The organism is Desulfosporosinus orientis DSM 765 (assembly GCF_000235605.1).
GTDB lineage: Bacteria > Bacillota > Desulfitobacteriia > Desulfitobacteriales > Desulfitobacteriaceae > Desulfosporosinus > Desulfosporosinus orientis.
Genome location: NC_016584.1, coordinates 3,472,177 through 3,496,030 on the forward strand (window position 1 = coordinate 3,472,177; position 23,854 = coordinate 3,496,030).

22 protein-coding genes and 1 other RNA gene are annotated in these 23,854 nt (G+C 42.6%); 3 read left to right on the forward strand and 20 right to left on the reverse strand.

Features of this window, described 5'->3' with window-relative positions; genetic code table 11:
* Positions 1-30 precede the first annotated feature (30 nt).
* Complete coding sequence (locus tag DESOR_RS16165) at positions 31-2,346, reverse strand: M20/M25/M40 family metallo-hydrolase (protein ID WP_014185653.1); 2,316 nt, start codon at positions 2,344-2,346, stop codon at positions 31-33.
* Positions 2,347-2,486: 140 nt separating this feature from the next.
* Between DESOR_RS16165 and DESOR_RS16170 the strand changes: the two genes are divergently transcribed.
* Positions 2,487-3,527, forward strand: a complete 1,041-nt coding sequence (locus tag DESOR_RS16170; protein ID WP_014185654.1) for a phospholipase D-like domain-containing protein — start codon at positions 2,487-2,489, stop codon at positions 3,525-3,527.
* A 41-nt stretch (positions 3,528-3,568) separates the two neighbouring features.
* On the opposite strand, the gene DESOR_RS16175 is transcribed toward DESOR_RS16170, so the two are convergent.
* The 4 genes from DESOR_RS16175 to panB form a co-directional block, all read right to left on the reverse strand.
* Positions 3,569-4,186 carry a histidine phosphatase family protein gene (locus tag DESOR_RS16175; RefSeq protein WP_014185655.1) on the reverse strand — a complete coding sequence of 206 codons (618 nt, stop codon included), beginning with the start codon at positions 4,184-4,186 and terminating at the stop codon, positions 3,569-3,571.
* 347 nt (positions 4,187-4,533) lie between these two features.
* A non-coding RNA gene (gene ssrS / locus DESOR_RS28175) (6S RNA) lies at positions 4,534-4,713 on the reverse strand.
* Between the two features lie 50 nt (positions 4,714-4,763).
* On the reverse strand, positions 4,764-5,228 hold the full coding sequence (locus DESOR_RS16180) for a hypothetical protein (protein ID WP_014185656.1): 465 nt from the start codon (positions 5,226-5,228) through the stop codon (positions 4,764-4,766).
* A gap of 129 nt (positions 5,229-5,357) precedes the next feature.
* A complete protein-coding gene (gene panB / locus DESOR_RS16185; protein WP_042331328.1) occupies positions 5,358-6,191 on the reverse strand; it encodes a 3-methyl-2-oxobutanoate hydroxymethyltransferase in 834 nt (277 codons plus the stop codon).
* Positions 6,192-6,297: 106 nt separating this feature from the next.
* Between panB and DESOR_RS16190 the strand changes: the two genes are divergently transcribed.
* Positions 6,298-6,669, forward strand: coding sequence for a TIGR04086 family membrane protein (locus tag DESOR_RS16190; protein WP_014185658.1), 372 nt, complete (start codon positions 6,298-6,300; stop codon positions 6,667-6,669).
* Positions 6,670-6,785: 116 nt separating this feature from the next.
* Here the strand turns inward: DESOR_RS16190 and lgt are convergent, their stop codons facing one another.
* From lgt to DESOR_RS16265, 15 genes are all read right to left on the reverse strand, one after another.
* Positions 6,786-7,577, reverse strand: a complete 792-nt coding sequence (lgt, locus tag DESOR_RS16195; RefSeq protein WP_014185659.1) for a prolipoprotein diacylglyceryl transferase — start codon at positions 7,575-7,577, stop codon at positions 6,786-6,788.
* Between the two features lie 162 nt (positions 7,578-7,739).
* The gene (locus DESOR_RS16200; RefSeq protein WP_014185660.1) at positions 7,740-7,940 is read right to left on the reverse strand and encodes a hypothetical protein; all 201 of its coding nucleotides are present in this window, start codon (positions 7,938-7,940) and stop codon (positions 7,740-7,742) included.
* A 44-nt stretch (positions 7,941-7,984) separates the two neighbouring features.
* On the reverse strand, positions 7,985-10,099 hold the full coding sequence (locus tag DESOR_RS16205; RefSeq protein WP_042331330.1) for a cell division protein FtsA: 2,115 nt from the start codon (positions 10,097-10,099) through the stop codon (positions 7,985-7,987).
* Positions 10,100-10,242: 143 nt separating this feature from the next.
* Positions 10,243-11,661: a glucose-6-phosphate isomerase gene (locus DESOR_RS16210; protein ID WP_014185662.1), complete on the reverse strand. Its 1,419-nt coding sequence runs from the start codon at positions 11,659-11,661 to the stop codon at positions 10,243-10,245.
* 31 nt (positions 11,662-11,692) lie between these two features.
* The gene (gene pfkA, locus DESOR_RS16215; RefSeq protein ID WP_014185663.1) at positions 11,693-12,661 is read right to left on the reverse strand and encodes a 6-phosphofructokinase; all 969 of its coding nucleotides are present in this window, start codon (positions 12,659-12,661) and stop codon (positions 11,693-11,695) included.
* Between the two features lie 39 nt (positions 12,662-12,700).
* The gene (locus DESOR_RS16220) at positions 12,701-13,699 is read right to left on the reverse strand and encodes a DnaA ATPase domain-containing protein (RefSeq protein ID WP_014185664.1); all 999 of its coding nucleotides are present in this window, start codon (positions 13,697-13,699) and stop codon (positions 12,701-12,703) included.
* A gap of 45 nt (positions 13,700-13,744) precedes the next feature.
* Positions 13,745-14,644: a selenium metabolism-associated LysR family transcriptional regulator gene (locus DESOR_RS16225; protein WP_014185665.1), complete on the reverse strand. Its 900-nt coding sequence runs from the start codon at positions 14,642-14,644 to the stop codon at positions 13,745-13,747.
* A 131-nt stretch (positions 14,645-14,775) separates the two neighbouring features.
* Positions 14,776-15,285 (reverse strand): peptidylprolyl isomerase, encoded by a 510-nt coding sequence (locus DESOR_RS16230; protein ID WP_014185666.1) that lies wholly within the window; start codon positions 15,283-15,285, stop codon positions 14,776-14,778.
* Positions 15,286-15,379: 94 nt separating this feature from the next.
* On the reverse strand, positions 15,380-15,994 hold the full coding sequence (locus DESOR_RS16235; RefSeq protein ID WP_014185667.1) for a DedA family protein: 615 nt from the start codon (positions 15,992-15,994) through the stop codon (positions 15,380-15,382).
* 277 nt (positions 15,995-16,271) lie between these two features.
* Positions 16,272-17,738 carry a SpoVR family protein gene (locus DESOR_RS16240; RefSeq protein WP_014185668.1) on the reverse strand — a complete coding sequence of 489 codons (1,467 nt, stop codon included), beginning with the start codon at positions 17,736-17,738 and terminating at the stop codon, positions 16,272-16,274.
* A 56-nt stretch (positions 17,739-17,794) separates the two neighbouring features.
* Complete coding sequence (gene yhbH / locus DESOR_RS16245; RefSeq protein ID WP_014185669.1) at positions 17,795-18,934, reverse strand: sporulation protein YhbH; 1,140 nt, start codon at positions 18,932-18,934, stop codon at positions 17,795-17,797.
* 17 nt (positions 18,935-18,951) lie between these two features.
* Entirely contained in the window at positions 18,952-20,853 is a 1,902-nt protein-coding gene (locus DESOR_RS16250) for a PrkA family serine protein kinase (RefSeq protein ID WP_014185670.1), read from the reverse strand.
* A gap of 127 nt (positions 20,854-20,980) precedes the next feature.
* Positions 20,981-21,514, reverse strand: coding sequence for a cob(I)yrinic acid a,c-diamide adenosyltransferase (cobO, locus tag DESOR_RS16255; RefSeq protein WP_014185672.1), 534 nt, complete (start codon positions 21,512-21,514; stop codon positions 20,981-20,983).
* 2 nt (positions 21,515-21,516) lie between these two features.
* Positions 21,517-22,044 carry a hypothetical protein gene (locus DESOR_RS16260; RefSeq protein WP_014185673.1) on the reverse strand — a complete coding sequence of 176 codons (528 nt, stop codon included), beginning with the start codon at positions 22,042-22,044 and terminating at the stop codon, positions 21,517-21,519.
* A 107-nt stretch (positions 22,045-22,151) separates the two neighbouring features.
* Positions 22,152-23,411, reverse strand: coding sequence for a tetratricopeptide repeat protein (locus tag DESOR_RS16265; RefSeq protein ID WP_014185674.1), 1,260 nt, complete (start codon positions 23,409-23,411; stop codon positions 22,152-22,154).
* A 178-nt stretch (positions 23,412-23,589) separates the two neighbouring features.
* Here DESOR_RS16265 and DESOR_RS16270 point away from each other — a divergent pair, with 178 nt between their 5' ends.
* On the forward strand, positions 23,590-23,841 hold the full coding sequence (locus DESOR_RS16270) for a hypothetical protein (RefSeq protein ID WP_014185675.1): 252 nt from the start codon (positions 23,590-23,592) through the stop codon (positions 23,839-23,841).
* Positions 23,842-23,854 lie beyond the last annotated feature (13 nt).

The window sequence follows — 23,854 nt, forward strand, 5'->3', positions numbered from 1 at the left end:
CTTTAACAAGCTATGCAAGGCTAAGTTTCCTTAAAATTTGAAAAAGTCCCTGTACCACACCTGATAATCGACGGAGGAAAGAGGGTATTGGATTTGTATCCGGGGGTTGGAATCAGAAAACATTCCTTCAACTGAACAAGATACGACACCCTGGGTTTCCACAGCCAGTTGGATGGAATTCTTTTGAGGAGGAGTTCTCTGCAGGATAATGGAGTACTTCCCACTGGGGTTTTGCACGCCTACTAATTGCAATTTTCTGGGGAGTTTTGCCATGGGCAAATACTCGTCGGTATGCACTGTGAAGGGTTTATCACTTTCTAAGCGGACACGGGTTAAGTATGGTTCCCGGGAATAATTAAGGATGATTGAAATTATCAGGTTTCTTTTCTCGTTTTTTATGGTTTCCACCATAGAAGCTTTAACATTCATAGGTGGTTTTTCATTAAGTATGGGCACATAGATACTCTTGCCTGGCTCTCCGCTTAGATCTGTAATTATTTTCTCTGGCAAATCTTCCTCCGAAAAAACATGGACTTTTCCATCTGTCGTACCGGACCACTCTTCCTGAACAACGATAATCTGAGGATAATCCATGGAATAAGCCGGTACTAAGCCGAGAGACAGTAATAACAGCAAGACCACAGCCAAAGCGGGTTTTCTGGCAAGTTTCAGCCACATCTTTAGATGTTGAGCCTTTGTGATACCAGCATGCAGTAATCCTAAGACAAAAGGAATCAGCAATACACAGTAAATTCCAAGAAAAATTGGGAAATAATGATGAATTGTTTGATAATAACTAATCCATTGCTGTGAATTAAACAATTCAAAATGCATCCAGATCAAGAAATATGGACCGATCAAAGCCAGGATAATACTTGGTAAGAAGAATTGAAGGTTTAGGCACAGCAGCCAAAACATAAAAGGAAACGCCAGATCGATACGAATGAGGGCCAAAACTAAGCTAATCCCCAGAAGCCAGATAACACCGATAACCCAATAAAGTTTGGGATCACGCACCAAAGGCAGCTTATGAAGCCAGCTGGCCAAAATGATAAAAACCCCCAAGGCAATTCCCAGCCTGGCAATAACGAATAATAAGGGGTGTGCATAATATAAGAGTTCCGTCTGCTTAAACCAGCTCCAAGCCAGCTCTCCTGCACTGCTTATGAGAAGGACGATCACACTGAGGAATAAAGCCGCTCCAATAATCACCAAAACACCAACCACTTGTTTCCAGTGGAGTTTTTGCAGCGAACTGTTTCGATAAAACCGGATCAGCATCAAAATGCTAAGTAAAAAGATTAGAACAGTGCACACTCTGATACCAGAGCTGGGCATAATAAAAACATGTTTTCCCATCTGAAAAGGCAGGTATAGTTCATCCCATTCAGCCGGCCCTAAGGATTCAACCGTTACAGTCTTGATTAAACGATGGGCAAAATCCCCTAACTGTTGAATATCTTCTAAGGAAACCCGATCCAGGCGATCTTCCGGACGATGAAAATACCCTTCGGGACGACCATAGATTCCTAAGCCAAGGGCGGGAATTCCTTTATCTAAGAATGGGCTGTAATCACTGGACCCTCCTTGAGAGCTGTCACGAGTCATGAGGATAAAATCACGGCTAACATGGAAAGAAATGTGGCTATTGGCTGCCAAAGCCGTGACTTGTTTAATTAACTCCGGCGGTGCAGATCGTTTTCCGGCAACATCAATTTCCAATGGACTTCCAACCATATCCAAATTAAGCATCCAGCGCACAGCTGACAAATCTGCTTGGGATGTAAAATATTGTGAGCCAACCAGCCCATACTCCTCTGCTCCAAAGAAGACAAACTGATAGGTTTCTTTGTGAGATACTTGACTCAAGACTCTGGCCAGCTCTAATAAGACCCCGACCCCGGAAGCATTATCCACAGCCCCGGGAGCATTAACTGTTGCCGAATCATAATGAGCACCGATAATAATCGTATCCGGGCTTGTTCCGGGCAATTCAGCGATTATGTTCTGACTGCTGATTAACTCCACCTGTTGTTCCTTTTGTAAAACAGATGTTTCCCTCACCACCACTTTGCTGAAAGGCTGATCCTTCACGTTCCAGCCATTTTGCTTTAAAACATAGGCAATATACTGTGCCGCTTTCAGCTCAGATTTACTTCCTGCCGGCCTCGGTCCTATCTTTTGAACAAGATGTTTCACATGTTCATAGGCTTTTTCTGCAGAAAACCCGGAAATTGAATTATCAAGGATCGGAGCAGCATGAAATTTTAAAGATACAAACCAAGGAATTGCGATTAAACTCAAGGCAAGGAATATAATGACCCCTTTAATTTTAGAATTCCTCATAGCGCATGCCCCTTTTAAAAATCAAAGTTTCCTTGCCAATTATTATGAAAAACTTCAGAGGGTTATGCCTACAAGGTTTTATGATCCAATCTCTATATGATATAATGAACCAACAATATTTACCTGGGAGAAGTATGCGCATGTCAAAACGGAATTCCTTCCTTTCGCTAGTTATATTGCTGTTGCTTAGTGTGATCTTCTTAAGCGGTTGTACGCTTAAACTACCCGAACTTTTTCCTGAAGAAATTCCGGTATCTAACCTTCCTTCCGAATCACTGTTTATTGATAAAGAAGCGATCTATAGTCAAACTGTTAGTCTCATTAATTCTGCTCAAACCTCAATTTACGTTGAACAAGCGGTGTTTGATGATCCGCAGTTAATTCAAATGCTGATTACAAAATCCAATTCCGGGGTTGATGTTCGCGTTCTCCTCGATCAATGGCAAAAAGCTAATCGCGTAACTCTAGATCAATTAAAAAGTCAAAATGTCTCTGTTCAGTATTATCCGGCCCAAAAAGGTCAGATTAACCATACCAAATATCTTATTGTTGACCAGAAACGGGCCCTTATTTACGGTCCGGCCTGGACGGAGGAAGGTTTTCGCTCTCACGATCTAGCCGTAGAATTGTCGGGGCGATCAGCTTGGAAAGCCGCATCGGTCTTTTCTAAAGATTGGGAGTTTACCACGACGTTTTCCTTAGAAGACGTAGAAAAATCATCTCCTCTGCCTGACGACAACATTATCTTAGCGACCAATGCCAATGTAAGGCAGCAGCTTATAGAACATATCCAAGCCAGCACTAAATCCATCTGGATAGAAACCACGGAAATAACTGATCCTGACTTAAAAGATGCTCTCATAACCGCTGCTGAAAACGGCTATGATGTGCGCCTTATTTTGGAACCTTCATTAACCACTAAAACACCAGTCACTGTCGAAGATTTGAGATCCAAAGGAGTTCAGATTCGCTTCTATCCCAGTGATCCGCCCTTAGGCATGAACTTAGTTATTTTCGACAACTCAGGTTTTATTCTTAGCAGTTCCGGCTGGACAAAGTATTCCTTTCTTGCTAACCATGAATTTTCTGTAACCGTTCCTTCCCCTGCTGCTTCCCAAAAATTGGCAGATATGTTTAATCAGGATTGGGAAAAAAGTTCCGTGGCCAAGAAAGCCCAATAAGTCATTAAAAGGACAGGTGCCTCCCACCTGTCCTTTCTTTATTATGATTCATTTAAATGCTGGCAATCTCCTAAAATAAGGGGATTCCATTGGTCCTCTTCGACCTCCAAAATATTAAGAGCGGTATTATGCTGCCAAGGTGTTTTCGCCCATTCGTGAACACCGTATCCTAATGCTTTTGTAATGAGCAGTTTCAAGGTAACGCCATGGGTTACCAGACAGATGGTTTCATCTTTATGGGCTTGGATAATCTGCTGGGCAAAATCCCACGCCCTTTTTGTGACAAGTTCCATGTTCTCCCCACCCGGTGTGGTGACAAGATGAGGCTCAGAATCCCATATTTTAAAGATTTCCGGATTATTATTCCTTAAATCTTGCCATCTGCAGCCTTCCCACTCTCCAAATGAAAATTCTCGCAAAGCAGTGTTTAAGGTTAAGGTCTCCAGTCCAATCTCACGTCTTATCTCTTCTGCAGTATTAACTGCTCTGAGAGAATCACTGGAATAAATATGGCTAATCCTCTCATCTTTAAGCCTTAAAGCTAAAGAGCGTGCTTGAAGCAAGCCTGTCTCCGTGAGGGGAGAATCCAAACTGCCTTGCACCCGTCCCTCGATATTCCATAATGTCTGACCATGTCGGGTTAAAATAATCCGAGTCATATCTGCACTTCCTTTAAATGGTTAAAAAGCCATATCCTGCAAGCAAGCTAATTTGTGCGAAGACAGTGTCTTCGTGTGTCGCTCAGCATTCCGAGGCTCGCCCACTCGTGGCTGCGGGAGCTCCGCCAACCTCCCTGTAGTACCTGGAGTGAACCAGGCTCCGTATTCCCCGCAACCGCTTTGTGGGCTTTTATCGCCTCTCCATGCAATGGGTTCGCTCCTGTGGAAGAAGCTGCCCTATCTTTCGGGTCTACGGTTTTTTTCAATGCGTAGTTTTGGGGTGTTTTTTAAATATTAAAGTATGCACATTAACAAGATAGTATGAAAAGGGCAGGGTACAATCCCTGCCCTTCCCCAACTTGCCGTAAGACTCCAGGTTTCTGACCCTGCTCTCGCAGGTGGGCGTTTAGTCCAAAGGTTCCAACTTCCCTTAACCGAAAGGGCTTGTTGTAGTAATCTGGCATTTAACTCCCTAGTCACAAATAGGATCAAAACCATGGCAGTCTATACGCACCAGCTAGGATATGTACATATTATATCACCAGATGATTAAAAAATCTCTAGCAAATCTTTGAAATTAACGTTTTCGAATTTTATCTTCGATTTCAGCTAAACGATCCTGAAGCAAAGCAATAGCCATCTCTTGATTGCGCACGCGGCGTTTCAAATGCTCTACCAGCTGAGTAAGCTCACTAACATCTTCAGTCATTGATTCCAGCGTTTGACCCAAGTGAGAATTATCTTCAGGACCGGGATTCTCTGGGTCTGGGGATTCTCCATTATTTATTTCCGGGAAATTCTCTTTTTCTTGGGCAGCCAATAAATAACGAAAACGAGCATATCTTGAATTACGCCCAGGCTGAACTTCAATGACCCCATCTTCAGCTAAAGCTTGAATCGCTCGTTTCAAAGTAACACTTGCTGCACCTGTTTCACGTTGAATATCTGAATATGCTAACTCAAACTCTTTACCTTGATACATTGTAGAGATTTTCTCGAAAAATTCGACAAATTTTCGATGAGTTTTTTCTTTTAATCTCAATGCTAGTCAATCCTTCCATAGCAAGATACCGTCAACTTTAAAATCATTTATATTATATCAAATTTATGGAAAAATGCTATACTGAATATTGCTAATATTTAACGTTAACACTAAATTTTTAATATTTGTTTATTTATCTCCATAAAGCTTTTGAATTAATTCATCTGATAAACCAAAGGTATGCTGTTCTGAAGGAAAATATCCCGATTTTACTTCTTTATTGTATTCCTGAATAGAATGTATGCTAACGGATCGTAATTCTGCATATTGCTTTACAAATTTAGGTTTGAATCGTTTAAAAAGACCTAAAAGATCATGATATACCAATACCTGTCCATCACAATCCACCCCAGCGCCAATACCAATGGTAGGAATTCTCAGCCCCTTAGTGATCTTTTCTGCCACTTGCCTGGGAATAGCTTCCAAAACCAATGAAAAAGCTCCAGCTTCCTCTAAGGCTTGCCCGTCTTTCAGCAGTTGATTGGCGCTCTCAATGTCTTTGCCCTGAACCTTGAAACCACCCAGTTGACTGGCTGTCTGAGGGGTCAAGCCGATATGCCCGACAACAGGTATCCCGGCACGGGTTAGGGTCTGAACCAGGGGGGCGATATCAATTCCGCCCTCGACTTTGACGGCATCAGCCCCTCCTTCTTTGATGAGCCTCCCAGCATTGTGAATGGCCAGTTCAACAGTTGCATAACTCATAAAGGGCATATCGGCTACCACAAAGGTTTGAGCTGCTCCTCGGCGGACCGCTTTCGTATGATGAATCATCTCTTCCATGGTCACCGGAACAGTTGAATCATACCCCAGGACAACCATACCTAAAGAATCTCCCACGAGAATCATATCCACTCCGGCTTCTTCGACGATCTGAGCCGATGGGTAATCGTATGCCGTCAACATGCTGATTTTTTCACCGGCTTGTTTCATCGCTTCAAAATCAGGTACTGTTTTTCTCATCATTAATTCCTCCTCAGACAATATTTAAATAAATTTATTAATTGGATTATCAGTCATACTCCCGCTAATTTTGGCATAGGTAGTAATCAGTAAGGGAGGGATAACCATGTCAAAATCCTTTCAATTCAGCTTGATTATCAAAGGGACCATCTTAGCAACCATTTTAGCAATGCTGTTGTCTCTGGTATTTGGCGCCCTGCTTTCCTTCACATCTATCCCAGAATCTGATCTGTCCATTAACATTATCTTTGGTTTTAGTGTATTCATTGCTGCTTTTATCACTGCATATCAAGGCGGAACCAGAGGTTTATACTATGGATTGTCAGTAGGCATCGGTTTTATTATTTTAGTACTGATTGTATCTGGGATTTTATGGTCGGACACCCCTTCTTGGCTAAAACTGGCGGAAAAAACAATCATAGCCTTACTTGCAGGCGGAACAGGCGGAATTATCGGAGTACTCTTTCCTCAATCTTAGTTCAGCTCTTGAGAGAAGAGGGAAATCTCTTAGTGAGATTTCCCTCTTCTCTTCTTCTCTACCATTTTCTGCTCTAAAGCAAAAAATCCTGCCGTACTATCAATGGTTTAAATCCATCAGAGTTCCTGGGGACGACTTTTCTTGTGTTTCCACACCCTCCAGATTAAAAGGATAAGCCCAATCCCTACCGCTGCCATACTGCTCCATTGTGCCGCAGTCCAGTTAAACAAAAACCGCGGGCTGTCTCCTCGTAAGCTCTCCAGAAAAAATCTCGCCAAATTATAGAATACTACATATAACAAAAAGATAACACCTGTTGGCCATTTCCGCAATTTAAGCATGACCAGCAGAGCGAAGATAATCACATCCACTTGCCCTTCCCAAACTTCTGCCGGCCACAAAGGCTGGTTGCCAAAGGTATCTCGGGCAATAGTCCCCAGGGGATAGAGAATCCCGAAATCTCCACCTGTTGGTCCGCCAAAAGCGTCTCCGTTCATGAGATTGGCATCTCTGCCCACAGACTGGGCAAGCATAAGCCCCGGAGCTGCAATGTCCGCTAAATTCCAAAAGGGCAGCTTTTTTCTCCAGACATAGATGACTCCACCAATTAATGCTCCCACCACGCCCCCTTGAATGGAAAGCCCACCATGCCAAACCGCAATAATTTCACCGGGATTGACCCGGTAAAACTCCCAATCGAAAAAAAAGACTTGCCAAAAGCGGGCTCCAACAATTCCAGAGATAAGTAAAAGAGGCGCCAAATCCATAAATACATCCATATATTCCGGATGCCCTTCGGCTTTGGCAAAATATAAACTCACTCCAACGCCTACAATGAAGGCTAAAGCAAAAAGTGTCCCATAAGCGCGAATGGGAAAATCTCCGATGAAAAACCAGTATTGATGCATTATTGCCTCCTTAAGTTATGAACTAAAGTTTAGTCTCATCCCTATGTACTTGATTTATTTCCCATTATAGCTTCTGGAGTGCATGATCTCAAGTTCAGCTCATACTACTTCAATTGAAAAAAAAGACCTGATGTCATAAGCATCAAGCCTGTTTCTTAATGATTACAAACTATTAAGTTTCGTATAGAAAGGATTGTATTTATTTGAATTAGGTATTACAGCATCGCGTTCGGCTTTTCCGGCAGGTTTTTGAACTCTTTGAAAATAATCGGAATGTTTCTTTTTAGCAGATCCGGCATCAGAATACAAGGCAACTACTAAAGCGGCAATAACGATCAAAGCTACTAACCATTGGAATAACATAAAATAACACCTCCAATAATATTTTATGTTCTCTAGCGTGATTGTCAAGCATTATTTCTCCAGGCAACTGTCAACCGGTCACCTGGACGTAATACTGTGGTAAATTCGGCTGGCTGGCCATTGACAATGAGGGTTAGTAAAGAGCCGGAACGCTCCCCCTCCGGAAACTTAACATAAGGGAGTATTTCCGAAAGGATCGGCATTTGCTTGTAGCCATCAATTCTTAGGTCCATCCCGTCATAAAGGGGTTCAGCTTCTGAAACGGTTCTTCCTTGAGAGGTGATGAGAATTTCCTGGATAGGAAATTCTACCTCTTCTCCGTTAACGTGAAAAATCATGGGCAGGGGCATGAGTTTCAGATCGGCAACTGTAGGTTTATAAGTTAGCACATCAATAGCATCACCCTCATGAATAGGAGAATTAGTGCTTTGCCGTTGGCCATTCACGAGAATTTCACGGTCTATCCCTACCCTATTAACTTCCCCGTTAACACGAATTTCCAGTACTTCTTTTTTATCTACATCATAGCCCTTTTGTTTAAGGAGATGGTTAAGATCGTCATTAGGGATGTAGTTAATTTTATACCCATCAAGAATCGGGTCCGATTCACTAACCCATTGCTGATCCACTAAAATCTGAGGGGCATACATTTCTCGTTGTCCATTCCAAGTAATCTGTTTTGGCTGCTGGGAAGGCAGGATATCTTTAAAGCATACCTGAGCATCTTTGCCGTTTGCTCCAGGAGTGAAGACAATTTCATCACCGGCTTCTAAGGACTGATCCAGCTTGCCGGGACTTCCATTCACCAACAATTGGGCTGGGCTTCCCAAACTCCCTTTGATGACCTGCATTTCGTTGTTGAGTTCAAAAGTCAGTGCCGCTCCCGGTTTACCAAAAAATGAACGGGGCTGTATGCCGGCAGCAAGCAAAGCTTCGGCTACGGTTGATAATTGCAGGGCAAATATGGGAACCGAAGCGCCATTGACTTTAACGGTATAGTATTGCAGTCCATTTCCGTCTAAGGCAGCAATACCGATGCCTATGGGGGTAATGGTTTCCGGCCCTTTCAGGTTTTTCTCTCCCGTAATATCGCCTAACCGTTCTCTGATTTGCACTCCCACTCTATTCTGAGGCATGCCCATGGTTTCTGCCAGAAGCTCGCAGAGCATAGGGGTTAAGCTGCCTCCGCCAATGAGAATAATGGCATGAGGCGCACTTTCATTTAGTTTCAAGATTTCCTGAGCAATTTTTTCTGCCAAACCGGCGACAACGGGCTGAATGATCGACAGCACCTCTGCTTGAGCCACCACCATTTTTGACCCTAAAAAATCTGTGAAGCTTAATTGTTTTTTCTTATTCAAATCTCGCTTCAATTTCTCCCCAACTTTAAAATCCAGAACATAATGGGTGCATATTTCCTCAGTGACTTCATCCCCAGCCATAGGAACCATCCCATAAGCAAAAAAAGATCCGCTTCGAGTTAGGGCAATATCGGCTGTTCCCGCCCCAACATCCACCAAAGCTAAGTTCAACCGTCTCATATTTGCCGGAATAGCAGCCTGACCTGCAGCGATGGGCTCCAAGGTCAAACTCGTCATTTCCAGGCCAACCCGGCCTAAAACAGCGACTAATCCATCCACAACCGTTCTGGGCAGAAAGGTTGCAATCACAGATACCTTAGCCACCTTCCCCCGTTGACCGATGAGATTGGAAATTTTTTCGCTCTCATTCCACTGGGCGATGGTGTTATAACCAACACAATGATAGCTCTGCAGCTCATGCTCAGCAGAGGATTGTAATTGGCGAAGTGCCTGGTGAACAGCTTTGATTTCCAAAGCCAATACGTTTTCCCTTTCCCAACGCACGGGCAGCAGTTCTCTATTTTCCGCAGAGGCTATTTCCGTTCGCAGTGCACGTCCGGCAGCGGCTACAGCCACCTGTTTTAAAGGAATTCCCAGCTTTTTTTCCAATTGAGTTTTTACTTTAGCAACGGCTAAAGCTACTTCGTCGACATCATGAACTTGACCGTCATACATAGCCCGTTGGCGATGTTCTGTCTGGGCACTTGCTAAAATTTCATAACTCTGGTCCTCTTTTTTGGTTATCACTAATCCCATGACTAAGCGAGTTCCTATATCCAGCGCAAAAATCGGCTCCACACGCCTCACCTCATAACCTAAATTCGCCTTTTTTAGGCAAAATCCTTCCCTTAAGATTTTATTCGAAGCACAAATATTAAACCCTGAGCACCGCATTCATGCTCAGGGCTATGTCCTAATCTTTATTTACATCAGTTTTCCTGTCATTCCTCTAAACGATATCTTATCTTAGCATACTCTTCGATTTCCTGTTTTCTGCCTTCATATCCCTTGCGGCCCATCAAAGCATAGGTTCCATTCTTTCCTTCTTCAACCCCCGGCTGATCATAGGCATTAATATTGAATAATTCGCCCATGTAAGCAGTTTCCCATTCTAAGAGCAGGAGTAATTGTCCAATTGCATGGGCATTTAAGCGAGGGAGCACAATCTTTTGATGCAGGCGCTGGGCCAGAGTCAAAGCGTACTCCGTGGCTTTTTGCTCTGCGGATAACAACTCTTCTAACGTACGTCCTCCCAGGAATTGGATGTCAGCAGGCAACTCCGGGTCAGAAGGAATAGCCTGGGACTCCCGGAATTTTTCTACTGTGACAAAGGTAATCACCTTGTCGTCCGGTCCTTCCACATATAATTGAACTTGAGAATGCTGGTCCGTCACACCCAGAGCTTTGACAGGAGTCTGACCAACGTTGATAACACGGCCTTGCCGGTCATAGGATTTTCCTAAACTTTCTGCCCATAATTGAGCATACCAGTCTGCCATGGTTTTTAAGCCATCAGCATAAGGCATAAAAACAGAAATATTCTTGCCTTTTTGCCAGGACAAATAAGCTAATGCTGCTCGAAGTTGGGCAGGATTGGAGAACACCCCCTGTGTTTCCCGTACCCACCTGTCCATACTTAAGGCGCCTTCCAAAAGCTGTTCAATATCGATACTGCATATTGCCGCAGCCAGCAATCCCACAGGAGTAAGTTCCGAGAATCTCCCTCCTATTCCTTGGGGAATAACGAAGCGCCGAAAGCCTTCCTTTTCAGCTATGGGCAAAAGATTTCCTTTGGCTTTGTCCGTAGTGACGACAATATGTTCTGCATATGTGTCCGGGCATCTCCGGCGCAACATGTCTCGAACAACGAGAAATTGGGCCATTGTTTCGGAAGTGTTGCCGGATTTGGAAATTACATTAAACAGGGTTTTGTCGGGATCAAGCATCTCTAATAATTCATGAACCCTATGGGGGTCAATATTGTCCAAAACATAGAACCTGGGCCGATTGCCTCTTTTTTCGGAAGGAAGTTCATTATAGTAATAATGAGTTAAGGCTTGGTGAACAGCTAAAGGTCCCAGTGCCGAACCCCCAATTCCTAAAACCACAAAATTTTCGAATCGTCCCGCGACATTATCTGCATAATCAACAATCTCAGAAACTTGATCTTTCATAGCAGGCAGTAATTTGGAAAAATCCAGCTCGCCGGCCTGCCAACGGGTATTAAGAGAAGTTTGAGCTTGTTGCAATAGGTTTTGAAGATCCGCCAAGTCTTCTTTGCTAAGTCCTTTGGGATTTTGCTGATTTCTCATCATGCCGGTAAAATCTATGTTAAGTTTAAATTGACCTTGATTATTCATAACTAAGGCTCCTCTCACCACGTTTCCCTAATTAAATTGAGAGCTGATTAGCCAATTCATAAAGGTCTTGATTAAATGGCCGCCGCTCTCCGTATGCAACATCCAAGGGTCTGGAAACAACCACTTGATTAACATAAGCAGTCATCTTATTGGTCTCATTGGCCAGAATGATTTCCACGGCCTTTCCTCCCATAGAAGCAGCTATCACAGCATCTAAGGCACTGGGGTTTCCACCCCGCTGTAAATGTCCCAGTATGGTAATCCGGGTTTCAAACCCGGTACGGGAACGTAATTCCTCGCCGATTTCATAGGCTTTTCCCACACCTTCTGAAACAATGATGATACTGTGATTCTTCCCACGCTGATGGCCTCGTTTCAACTTATCACAGATTTCCTCCAAATCATAAGGAATCTCCGGAACCAGAATAGATTCCGCTCCACAGGCTATCCCTGCCTGAAGTGCTATGTTCCCGCAATCCCTGCCCATAACTTCGACAATAAAGGTACGTTCGTGGGATGTGGCAGTATCTCTGATTTTGCTCACAGCATCAATGACGGTATTGACAGCCGTGTCAAATCCAATGGTCAAATCTGTACCCGGTATATCGTTATCAATAGTGCCCGGAATTCCCACAATCTGGATTCCTCTAGCCAGTGTTTGTGCACCCCTGAAGGAACCATCCCCTCCGATAACTACTAAAGCGTCTATTTGATGCTTGTGGAGCTGATCTAAAGCCTTTTGCTGCCCCTCCGGAGTCATCATTTCCTGGCTTCTTGCGGTTTTCAGCAAAGTACCTCCCCGCAGGACAATATCCGCAACAGATCCAATACTCATTTCTTGAATTTCGCCATGGATTAACCCTTCATATCCTCTGCTTATCCCATAAACTTTAACTCCATGATAAATCCCTTTTCTAACCACTGCTCTAAGGGCTGCATTCATTCCAGGAGCATCTCCTCCACTGGTTAGAACTCCAATCCTTTGCACTACTCTTGACATTGAATCACCCCTTCTCATTATCTAGCTTTATCCTGATTTTTAGTCAGAAAATCCGCTAGAATTTTCAGGTTTTTTGGTTTTAAAAGTACTTAACACTAAATTAAAGGTATTTTTCAATTCTTGATCCTTGGAAAGTTTCTCTTCCATCTTTTTACAAGACATCATGATGGTGTTATGATTACGATTAAAATATCCGGCAATAGCAGGATAGGAAAGGCTGCAGAGTGTTCGTATGCAGTAAATGGCCATTTCCCGGGCGGTGTTAACCGTTGCTTTTCGGCTTATACTTACCATTTCTTCTGCTGGGATCCCCATAACCTTACTCACATTTCGTATGATGTTCACGGGGTCAGCAGTTTCTTGCCTTTTGACTTCTTGCTCTTCCCAGTATGCTTGAAAACAAGGGAATCCTAATTCATCCTCATGTATTTCTGCATATTGAAGAAATTTTTTTATGTGCATCTTGGCATCCACTAAGTTCTTAACTTGCTCTGAGATGGATTTCAACACTAAGTCATCGACGATTATTCGTATCTCATGAGTATAGTACTCTAAGAAAGCCTTAATTTCATAGTCTTGGGGAGAATTAATGGGTAAAATCGCACCTCCGCTAAATCGAGAAGCTAATCGTTCGCCCAGAAAATCCAGGGCTGGCAGCTCCCCTTCCACAGTAAGTACCAACTTGCCGCCATGTTCAATGATATTCTCATAAGTATAGTGAAGCTCTTCAATGGTTTTAGCTTTACCCTCAATTAGCTGCAGATCATCCAACAGCAGCAAGGAGAGAGAGCGATGGCGTTTGCGAAATGGATGAAGCTTGTCATCTTGAGCAGCATAGGCATACTGGCGCGCAAAAAGCCGGGCATCCGTTAGCAGTTTTCCTTCATTAATCTCCCTTAGGTAGAGCTCCTGGAGGAGGGTTGATTTGCCAACCCCTCTGGGTCCGTAAATAAGGGTCACTTCCGGAGCCTTGGCTAAGTTATATTTTTTTATAAAGCGAAAGGCAAAACTATTAAATTCACTGATAAACCAGTTCAAAATATATCTCCTTTATTATCTCATAAAAGCAGAAAGGAATTTACACTATGGTGTCGAAAAATCAACTTGAGCCGCCAGGAATTGATAACATTCATGGGCGGTAATGGTTAGTGGTTTATTACGGCGGGTTAATAGATAAAATCCCCGTTCAATGAAAAAATCATCAACGTTTTTCCATACCAATCCCTGTCTCTCGCAAGATTCTGAAGCATGTTTGGAAAGAAACGAATATCCTATCCCCGAACAAACAGCCGTTTTAACGGCTTCCGAGCTTCCAACTTCCAAGGCAATATTAAAGTCATTTAAATCAAGGCCCCGTTTGGCAAGGGCTTCCTCAAAGGCTCTTCGATGCCCTGACCCTGTTTCCCGAATAATCATCGGGTCCTCTCTGATGGAGTTCAAATCAATATTTTTTTGCTTACTAAGGGGGTGACTGCTGGAGATTACAAATCCCAGCTCATCCTTTATCCAAAATTCAGAGGTGAGCTTTTCAGTATCAAAAACTGCTCCGACAACGGCGAAATCAACTTCATGGGCAAGGACTTTTTCAGCCATTTCCAGACTGTCCCCAATTGTCAATTTAAATTTAATCTCCGGATATCTATTACGGAAAGACGCTAAGTACATAGGCAATAAGTACTCGCCGGGAATATGAGAAGCTCCAATGTGGACCTTGCCGCTCATCAGCTTTTCCGAATCACCTATTTCCCTCATGAGTTCCGACCATTCATCAAGCATATGTAAGGCATGTTTATAAACTGTTTCACCTTCCGGGGTCAGGGCAAACCCTTTTCCTTTGCGATAAAGTAATTTAACGCCAAGCTTTTCTTCAAAAGCCCGGATCTGATTGGATACTGCCGGTTGACTGATTCCTAATTTCCTAGCTACCACTGTAAAACTCTGTTCCTCTACCACCTGAGCAAATAACCTCATTAAATCTAACATGTTACACCTCCGTCTTGAGACCATAGCAAGTACCTATCCACGGGCAGCGTGAGCACCTGAGCAGATATATACAGAAGAAGAGGGCAGGGCCCTCCTCTTCCTATTCTTGAAACATAAACCGTTAAGCTGAACTATGCTTCCATGGTGACTTTCTTCATGCGCTGATCTTCTAAGGGTTTGTCCATGCGATCGCGAGGAGCATTAACAATCCGGTCAACTTCCTCCATACCTTCAATGACTTTTCCGAAGGAAGCATATTGGCCGTCTAAATGGCTGGCAGCTTTAACCACGATGAAGAACTGAGAGCTTGCCGAATTAGGTGCAGAGGTGCGAGCCATGGAGATGACACCACGATCATGCTTTAAATCATTTTTGAATCCATTAGCGGTAAACTCACCGCGTATGGTTTGTTTGCTGCCGCCCATTCCCGTTCCATTGGGGTCCCCGCCTTGGATCATAAAGCTGGGAATACAGCGATGGAAAATAAGTCCGTCATAAAAGCCCTCGGAAACAAGCTTTATAAAATTTTGAACAGTTTCTGGTGCGACATCGGGGTAGAGCTCAATTTTAATCTTATTGTCGTTTTCCATTTCAATAATGACGATGGGGTTTACTTGGTCCTGTGTCTTTTCATTTGTCACCTGAGTGACCTCCTTTATGTTGGGTTGTTCATCTCCTGTATTATACCACCGGATTTAGACTTTCCCTAATCAATGGAAAATATTTTGCCAAAAATCAGTTGACACGGCTCGTCTTTCCTCGTTTGCTGCTGTAAAGATAAACCAAAAATACCAGAATAGCCAGAACAACTCCGCTTCGAGCCAGATAATTATGTAAGATGTGGGTAATCTTTTGCCAGTGCTCTCCCAAGACTCGTCCCAGGGAAATGAAGGTTACAGACCAAAGCAGCGCTCCAATCCCTGCCAGCATAGAATACCGGCCATAGTGGAGTTTGCTCATTCCCGAAAAGTATGCCGTAAAATGACGGAACCCAGGGAAAAAGTAGCCTATAACAATCAACCGGTCCCCATAACATTGAAACCATTGTTCGGCCTGAGCTATCTTTTTTTCATTGAGATGGAGATAGGGGGCAACTTTGTGTAAAAAGGGTATTCCTAATCGTCTGCCAATCCAATAACTCAAATTCATCCCCAAGAAACTGCCCAAAGCTGCGACAATCAGGGTTTTGCCGAAATCCATACGGCCTAATGAGGTTTGAAATCCACTAAATGTCATTAGGAACTCGTCGGGTACTGGTACGCCTATCAGGCCGCAAGTAAGCAGAATCAATAACCCGACATACCTAAAGTGATAAATAAAATCAATTAAATACAGCTCTAAACCTTGCACGCCCTACCTGCCTTCCTCAATAACCCTAGACTTGTAATTTAGATTGCAACTTTAGCAGCCGCCTGCGCCGCTAAAAAAGACGCGGCAAGACTGGGTCTTCGGGGATCTGCCAAGTTTGTAAAGCACGGTACAATGTCTTCTTCGACCTATTTGTTTAAATTCTACCTCTATAACCTAAAATCCTTTTTATATTACTCTGAAAATTTATTCTCATTTTCTGCAAGTATTGCTCAAAACAGATGCTTTTTAAGCATCTGTTTTGAGTATTAGGCAATGACTATTCCTTACCATTTTCTTCAGTTTTATTGACCATTAAATGACGGCTGACCATTCCGTTGGACGCTTGATAAATGTATTTCTTGCTGTCTACGATGGTCTCAAGGGCTGCGGGTTTACCCCAAAGATACTGAACTAGGGACAGAGTCTTTTCCAAATAAACAACATCCAGATCTATTCCCTCATGACAGTGTCTGAGATAAAGCCCTCCCTTACCTTCATAATCTCCTTCCACCACTGTAATTTTAGGGTGTCCGCCATTCACGAATTGTTTTACTAAATTATCTCTTACTTTTTCCCATTCATTTTCTGTAACCTGCCAATGAGCACCCACTTTACGATAATTAAAGAGATTTAAATCATTTACTAACTCACGGCTAAGATGATTGCGGATAAAGGAAAGATCGTTTTCGCTCTCCCGCAGCTCAAATAATTCATCATCGGACTTGTTCTTTGCCAGCTGTTCCCATATCTTAACTCCCAGATAATAGGGGTTCAAGCCCATGCGTGACGGCTGAACGACCTGACTGTGCATTACCGCAAATTCTAAAGATTCCGCGTCCGTTAAATTAAGCTCCCTCATAATTCTTGAATGCCAAAAAGTCGCCCATCCTTCATTGATAATTTTGGTTTCGATCTGTGGATAAAAGTATAAAGACTCTTCACGAACAATGCTGACAATATCTCTTTGCCACTCATCCAAGCCAGGAGCATATTTAATAATGTAGAGCAGCAAATCTTCATGCTCTTGCTGAGGCGGGGCTTCGCATTCCTGATCTAATAAATCCTCCCATAAATCATCATAGGGCGTGGAGGATTTTTTCTGAGGAGCTTTTGGGCCGTTCTCCTGCTTGTGGGCAGTTCCGCAGCTGCAATTGCCCGAACAGGATCCGCTTTTGCAGACATGGTCCTCTCCTTTCTTGCTATTATCTACCTGCAGCCCCTTCTCAACCTTAGGAGCAGGCCCTATATGGGCGCGAAAATCCACATGTTCCTGAATTGCCAAAACTGCGTCCATGATCCGTTCTACTTTATCCCGTCCGTACTTGATTTCATATTCATGAATCCTCTCGGCATGAGCACTCATACGTTCAACCATATCTTTGGGGGTCCGTGAGAAATAATGGTTATTCTTAAAGAAATCAACATGAGCATAGACATGCCCTATGACAAGTTTATTCTGAACCAAACCGTTTCCCTCTAACAAAAAAGCATAGGCAGGGTTCGTATTGATGACTAATTCATAAATTCGGCTTAAATTCAGATCGTACTGTAACTTCATCCTGTAAAATGCTTTCCCAAAGCTCCAATGAGTGAAACGCACCGGCATTCCATAAGCGCCAAAGGTATATAAAGCTTCGGCCGGAACGATTTCAAAATTCACAGGATAGAAATCAAGTCCCATGCCACGGGCCACTTGTGCAATATCTTGTGCAATGCTGCTTAAGGCTCGCATCTCATTGTCCATGACTTCCCTCCCAGCTACTGTTAACTTCCTTGATATCGGCAAACACTGATTTTCATTTATGAGAATACTGTTTTTAAGGCGTCGTATACTTCGTTGCGGTCCCGGATGGTTACCAATCTCAATTTAGGGTCTGAGATGCGTTTCAGTGTAGACATAAGCGTACTGGAGTAATGGGTCCTTAAAATTTCTCCATAGCCCACAACTTGGCTCACGTCGACTAAATTTTTCATTAAGGTTAATGCTCTGGAATTATCGGAGCCAATATTGTCCCCATCCGTGAAATGAACAGGGTAAATGTTATAGTGAGCTGGAGGATATTCTTTTTCAATTAAATCCAAAGCATATTTATAAACGGAGGAACAACGAGTACCGCCGCTTTCCCCTCGGGTAAAAAACTCCTCCTCTGTTACTTCTTTAGCTTCAGTATGATGGGCCAAAAACCGCATCTCCACATTTTCGTATTTTGTGCGCAAAAAACGCACCATCCAGAAAAAGAAACTTCTGGAGATATACTTCTCAAATTGCCCCATTGAACCTGAGGTATCCATCATTGCCAGAATAACCGCATTAGTCTCAAAATTAGGCCGAGTCTCCCAGGTTTTAAATCGTAAATCTTCGGGAGTGATTTTTAACTTGTTAGCTTTATTCTGTTTTTTTGAATAAGCCTGTCGTTTAATACTTTCCAATAAGGTTCGTTTTTTGTCTACATTAGCCATTAATCCTTTTTTACGCACATCGTTGAATTCCGGACGATCGTGAGCAATAAGGGGTCTTTTTTTATCATCCAGGTTAGGCAGTCTTAATTCTTCAAATAGGATATTGGCCAGATCCTCATAAGAGACCTCTGCCTCATAAATATCCTGGCCGGGTTCTTCTCCTGCGCCGCTGCCTTTACCCTTACCTTTGGCATTGGGTTGCTCTCGGCCAAGAATATCTCCCGGAGTCATCTTTTTGGTTCCTTGTCCGGTATGATTCTGCTTGTTAAAATCATACCGGAAGCGAAACTCTTCCAGAGATCGCATGGGGATTTTGGTATTTTTTTTGCCATCCGTTAAGATAATGCTTTCATCAACGATGAGATCCCCCATTTGCTGCTTGATGACTTCCTCAACTTTTTCTTTATGCCTGGATTGGTCAAGGTATCCCTTACGATGTAACGTCCAGTCATCACGACTTACGATGATATCATCAGCCACATTGATCCCTATCCTCTCTATCGGTTAAGGAGTGCACCCACATACTTGACAATTTCATTAGCACAGATGGGACAATATCCATGCTCCTTAACCAGACGATCCATGACATTATTAATTCTCCTTAATTGTTCCTGATCCGGGTGGGCCACTGAAGTTGTAATTTTAACAATATCCTTAAGATCGGCAAACAATTTTTTCTCGATGGCCTCTTTCAAACGTTCGTGGGACTCATAACCAAAGGTTTTTCCCTTGCGGGCAAACATAGAAATTCTAATCAGTATTTCCTCGCGGAAGGTTTTCTTGGCATTTTCCGAGACACCAATTTGTTCTTCAATACTGCGCATGAGCTGTTCGTCCGGCGCCAGTTCTTCACCGGTGATAGAGTCATATATCTTCGAAGAATTGCAGAAGGCTTCAACATTGTCTAAATAATTATTTAACAAAGATTTTGCTGACTCCTCATAGGCGTAAACAAAGGCCTTTTGGACTTCCTTTTTAGCCATTTCATCATATTCCCGGCGAGCTACAGCAATGAGATTGAGAAGATTTTCCTTTTCCTCCTTAGTGATGGAGGTGTGTTGAGATAACCCATCTTTCAAAGCTCTTAATATATCCAGTGCATTGATGCATTTATGCTCATCGCGAATTAAGGCCGTGGAGATCCTGTTGATAACATAGCGAGGGTCGACACCGCTCATACCTTCTCCTTGTTCTTCTCCCTCCATTGCCAGCTCTTTAATATCCTTTTGATTAAATCCTTCCACATCTTCCCCGTCATAAATACGCAGTTTTTTGACCAGATCCATCCCCTGTTTCTTGGAAGGTTTCAACCGGGACAGAACACTGAATACTGAGGTGGCCCATAAACTATGGGGTGCCAGGTGGACGTTTTTAATATCGCTTTGACTTATTAACTTTTCATAAATTTTCACTTCATCCGTCACTCGCAGATTATAGGGGATGGGCATGACAATAATTCTGGATTGTAGGGCTTCATTCTTTTTATTGCCGATAAATGTCTTATATTCATTTTCATTGGTATGGGCGATAACCAGTTCATCAGCTGAAATCAAAGCAAAGCGACCGGCTTTAAAATTCCCTTCCTGGGACAGACTGAGAAGATTCCAAAGGAATTTTTCATCAGATTTGAGCATTTCCTGAAATTCCATCAGCCCCCGGTTGGCCTTATTTAGTTCACCATCAAAACGATACGCCCGAGGATCCGATTCTGAACCATATTCAGTGATTGAGGAAAAATCGATACTGCCCGTTAAATCTGCAATGTCTTGGGATTTAGGGTCTGATGGGGTAAAGGTCCCAACCCCTATGCGCTGTTCTTCTGAGAACAATATTCGTTTTACTGGAAAGCGCTCAACTTCACCGGCAAACTCTTCATCCAAACGCAAACGGCATACGGGGCAAAGATTCCCTTCAATTCGAATCCCGAACTTCTCTTCAAACTGTTGACGTAAAGATATTGGCAGCAAATGCAAGGGGTCTTCATGCATTGGGCACCCATCAATGGCATAAACGGCTCCTTCCTCTGTCCTGGTATAGTCTTCCAACCCTCGTTTTAATAAACTGACAATGGTTGATTTCCCTCCACTTACCGGTCCCATTAAGAGTAAAATCCTTTTGCGGACATCCAGACGTTTTGCGGCACTATGAAAATATTCTTCAATAAGCTTTTCTAAGGTTTTGTCCAGTCCGAACAACTCTTTGTCAAAGAAATGATATTTCTTTTGCTCCCCGCTTGTTTCCACCCCAGCCGCTTTGATCATTTCATAAATTCGAGCATGGGCATGCATTGCCAGGTTCGGGTTTTTTGTGACCATTTGCAAGTAATCTGCAAAGGTACCGCTCCAAGCTAGTGCGGCCTCTTCTTCGCGATATTCACGCAACCAATTAATGACTTCCATAGTATCCTCCCTTCTCTAACATCCAGTAAGATTTTCGGGATAATACTTTAATATATGCCTTGTTAAGGAAGATAATCATTGATCGTCTATATATACCCATGAAAAAAACACCTCCGAAGAGATGTTTTTAATACTCAATTCCTTTTCGTGACATGATCCCCTTTTCGTAAGGGTGTTTTCTTGCCACCATTTCTGTTACTAAATCTGCCTTTTCAATCAGGGATTGTGAGGCATTTCGCCCGGTTAGGATCAATTCCACATGAGGAGGCTTTCGGCTTAAAAGTTCCAGTACACTATTTTCAGGAATCAGCTCAAACCAAACTGCATTGAGAATTTCATCTAAAATAACAATATCCCAATTTCCTGAACTAAGAATTTCTTCAGCTCGTAAAAAGGCTTTATTGGCTTCCTGAACATTTTCCTCGATATGTTCTCCCTTATGGACCCATCCGGGAGCTCCAAAGTGTTCAAGCTGACATTCCGGGTTTAAACGTTTTATGCCTTCTAACTCGCCGTAACCATCGTTTCCTTTCATAAACTGAAGAATATAGACGCTAAAACCATGACCGACGGCTCTTAAAGCCAATCCGAAAGCGGCTGTTGTTTTTCCTTTACCATTTCCGGTATAGATTTGAATTAACCCTTGAGAAAGATTTGACATTATTACACCTTCCGAATCCATTTTTCCAGTTGTGGATGAATATAGACAACATTAGGAGAGAGCAGAATTTCCGGAAATCGTTCCAGAGTCTGCCGATTAAAGGATATGGAGAAAAATAGCTTAATGGATGATTTCTCATCATGAGCTCTTAATTCTACTTTATCTGGGTAAAGGTAATAAGAATAATCCCCATCTCTCCAGGCAATCTCCAACTCACCCAGTTTTATGCTAATGATTCCAAATTCCTCCACTTTAACATAAGCAACACTGGCCAAGGATTGTCTAAGCCGTTCAGTCTCGATGGCAACCTGTCCAACCTTAAATTGAGATTCTAAGAGCTGCTCAACAATTAGCCGAGCAGGAATTGATATGTCTTCAAATATCCTTCGTTCAGTTCTTAACTCAACAAGGAGTTGCTCAAATTTCTGGACATGGATCGAGCGAACCTGATTAGCTTTTTTCAAAGCCTTTTCAAAGGTATGATACACATCTTCCAAACATTCGAGAAGTATTGCGTCTTCCTCTCGCATGTTGATCATCCCCCCATCCCCTTTTCGAAGCAACTTCATATAGTTATTCTAACTGAATTTTGCAGAATTATAAAGCTCGTTATTTAATATTTCGGAAATAATGTCAATCACTTCTTTTTGCGCAAACGCTTTGAGACTTGCTGTACCCTATATTCTATCCCTTCTGTTGGTGCTTCAGCGTCTCTCGCTCTTTTGAGAGCCTTCCAATAACATTCCAAAGCGTCTCTATCATTGTGGGATTTCTCATAAAACTCGGCTAAACGAATTAAGGCCTCTAAAGTGAACTCTCCATGAAGCTGGGATCTATCCTCAGCTTGCTCTTGAAAATTGATCAGCCCGTTCTGTTCCCGTACGATCTTTAAAAGGGCCAGGGCTTCGTAAACTTCCGAAATACGCAGGCTGTCTTGATAAGCTTCAAAAAGGCTTAAGGCCTTCAAATAGTAGATTTCGGATTTAGCGTACTCCATTAAAAGAAAATATAACCCGCCTAAACTTTGATAACGCAGGGCCATCTCTAAATTTTGTTCCGGATAATACAAAATAGATAATTCAAGATAATATCTCGATTCCCTGAAGTCTTCCAAATTTTGTTCGATCTTGCTTAAAAAATAACAGCTTTCACTAAATATTTCCTTACTGTCATACTTTAAACTGAGAACCACTGCCCGTTGTTGACTTTCAAAAGCCAATCGCATTTTATTCTGATCAAAGTATATTAAAGCCAAATATTGAAGTGTCGAAGATAAGGATTGCATATCATCCATTTGAGCAAAGAGTTGACCGGCATGTTTAAGCTTGTTTAAGGCATCGTTTTTTTCTCCTAACCGAAAGTGTAATTCTGCGGATAGAACATTTAATTCAGCTTCCCCTTTAGGAAAGCCATACTGCCAGCAGAGTTCCAGCGCTTTGGCATATGCCTTTTTGGCCTGATTCCATTCTTCAAGAGCTGCGTAAACTTGCCCTAAATCAGCGTACAGCATACCAAGCCTTAAGCGAGGAGATGATTTGGGATAGACAGAAATTGCGTGTTCATATTCTTCTGCTGCTTCCTGATACTTTCGTTTTTTCACGGATATACTCGCCAAACCGGCCCAAGCCTCAGCCATGCCTTTGGCATTATGAAGTTCCTGACATATTCTTAAAGCTTCTTTAAAACCTTCTTCTGCAAATTCAAAATTTCCTAAGCGGACTCTCACCGTCGCTAAAAGGCGGAGTGTAAAGGCAACAATTTCTGGAACGGTTAATTCGTACGCTTTTAACAAGCCCTGTACATAATAGTTTTCAGCTTTGAGATACTGTTCATCTCCAAGACACTGTGTTCCATCTTCCATAAGGTTTCGCCAAACATATAAATCCCCATCGTACATATTAATCCCCTCCGTGTCTGCTCCATCATATGCACGAGTGGATTTATTGGGCATATTATAAAGAAATTAGTTTAGAAGATTAAACCACGAATAATGGAAGTTTTTCGGCGAACAAACTTGTAACCTAGACATAAAAGTCGAAGTATGATAATCTGTTCACAGAAGGGAGTGTTTGGTCATGAATACATATCGTCCTTCACAGTCTTCGAATTATTGGATGTTTGCACTCAAATTCCTAATACTCATTCTGGGGCTGTATCTTTCAGCAGTCATCTTAAGCAAAGTATTTTCACTGGTGTTCGCCGTAACCTTTTTCTTGATTCGAATTCTTGTTCTTATTGGAGCTTCCTTTATCGTCTTACACTTTTTCCTTAAATTACTATTTAGGATTGACTTAGTTCAGACAAGCAAACAATTTATACAACGCTAAAAATTTCATTGCC